Below are 1,689 nucleotides of genomic sequence, written 5' to 3'. Positions count from 1 at the left end.
GCCGGCAGCCTAAACTCCAGGCTGTCGTCCCCAGCTGAAGGAAACAGCCATGACCGACAAGGATCTCAAACGCATTGCCCGGCAACACATCGACCTGAGCTGGAACAAGGGCCACCTCGCCCTGGCCACCCGCCTGCACAGCCCCGACTTCCTCTACAAGAGCAGCTTTTCCGCCCAGCCCCTGGACAGCGCCGGCTACCGCGCGCTGATCGAAGGCATCCGCGCGTCCATGGACGAACTGGACGTGGTGATCGAGGAATGCGTGCGCGAGGGGGACAAGGTGTTCACCTGGAGCACCCTGGTCGGCACCATCACCCGCCCGGCCTTCGGCTACCCGGCCAGCGACAAGGTCATCAGCATTCCCGGCATGGCCTACTGGCTGTTCAACAGCCGCGGCGAACTGCAGGAACTGTGCACGCTGATCGACATGGAAAGCTTCCGCAGCCAGATGGGCCTGCAGAACCGCCCGTTCGCCGAACAGGCGCTGCCCTGAAATCCCGTAGGGCGCATAACGCCCAGGGCGTTATCCGCCGCTTGCGTCAGGCACCGGTGCCTTGGCCGGCGGCGGATAACCGCGAACGGTTATTCGCCCTACGCCACGGCCCGGGGCACATGAATCCGGCGATGGGGCATCTCCTACCGCCGTAGGAGCGGGCCATGCCCGCGATCGCGCGCAAGGCGCGCGCCTACAGTAGCTACAGATAACCGTTGGCGTGGAACCAGTCGATCGCCCGCTGCAGGGTGTCCTCCAGCGCCACGTGGCTTTCGAAGCCGAGCTCCTCGCGGGCCTTGCGCCCATCGAGGAACTGCCCGCCGGCCATCACCTCGATGGCGGTGTCGTCGAGCAGCGGCAGCTTGCCGGTCAGGCGGTAGCGCCAGCGGCCGAGGGTGGCCAGCGCGCGGGCGCGGTGCAGCGGCATCGGCAGCGGCGCCGGGCGGCCCAGCAGGCGGGCGATGGTGGCGGTCAGCTCGGCCATCTCCAGGTTGTGCCCGGTGAGCAGGTAGCGTTCGCCGACGCGCCCGCGCTCCAGGGTCATCAACAGGCCGCGTCCGGCCTCGCCGGCGTCGATCACGTTGCGCCGCCCCGGTACGTAGTGGGACATCTCGCCGCGGCCGATGGCGGTGATCAGGCGGCCGGTGGTCGGGCCGATGTCCAGCTCGCCGAGGACCATGCCGGGAATCCCGATCACCACCGGCAGGCCGCCACGGGCCTGTTCGCGGGCCTGCTCGTCGAGCGCCCACTTGCACATCACGTAGGCGCTCTTGCCGGTGGGCAGGTTCTCGTAGAACAGCCCCTCGTGGCCGGCCAGCCCCTGGGGATGCATGGGCATGGCGAAAGCCGAGCCGACATAGAGGATGCGCGGCACCTTGTTGTGCTGGCAGGCGGCGTAGAAATGGTTGGTCTGGTCCAGCGCGCTGGCCACTTCTTCCTGCCAGCGGCGCGGCCGCACCGGGTAGTAGCCGGCGCTGAAGATCACCCCGTCGAGGCCTTCGAGCGCGCGCTCCAGCGCCTTGTAGTCGTAGAGTTCGGCGACCCGGCATTCGGGCTGCAGGTAGGCCAGGCGCTGGATCTGCGAGGACGGCCGGTGGATCAGCACCAACTGGTGCCCGGCGGCCCGGATGGCGCGCGCGGCGTGGTGGCCGAGAAGCCCGGTGGCTCCGAATACTGCGATTTTCACTGGCGCTCCC

At 68.5% G+C, this 1,689-nt stretch carries 2 protein-coding genes; one reads left to right on the top strand and one right to left on the bottom strand.

Features of this window, described 5'->3' with window-relative positions:
* Positions 1-49 precede the first annotated feature (49 nt).
* A complete protein-coding gene (locus P3W75_RS23155) occupies positions 50-493 on the top strand; it encodes a ketosteroid isomerase-related protein (RefSeq protein WP_276229652.1) in 444 nt (147 codons plus the stop codon).
* Positions 494-695: 202 nt separating this feature from the next.
* Here P3W75_RS23155 and P3W75_RS23150 read toward each other — a convergent pair.
* Positions 696-1,689: NAD-dependent epimerase/dehydratase family protein (locus tag P3W75_RS23150; RefSeq protein ID WP_276229651.1), on the bottom strand; the 994-nt coding region annotated here is incomplete at its 5' end.

Origin of the sequence: Pseudomonas citronellolis, from assembly GCF_029335315.1 — a bacterium.
Lineage (GTDB): Bacteria > Pseudomonadota > Gammaproteobacteria > Pseudomonadales > Pseudomonadaceae > Pseudomonas > Pseudomonas citronellolis_A.
Note: the sequence above shows the minus strand (reverse complement) of the source record. Positions and strands in the feature narration are given on the sequence as shown.

Coding starts and splice junctions, on each gene's coding strand:
- P3W75_RS23155 (WP_276229652.1), top strand. CDS start 50: ATGACCGACAAGGATCTCAAACGCATTGCCCGGCAACACATCGACCTG.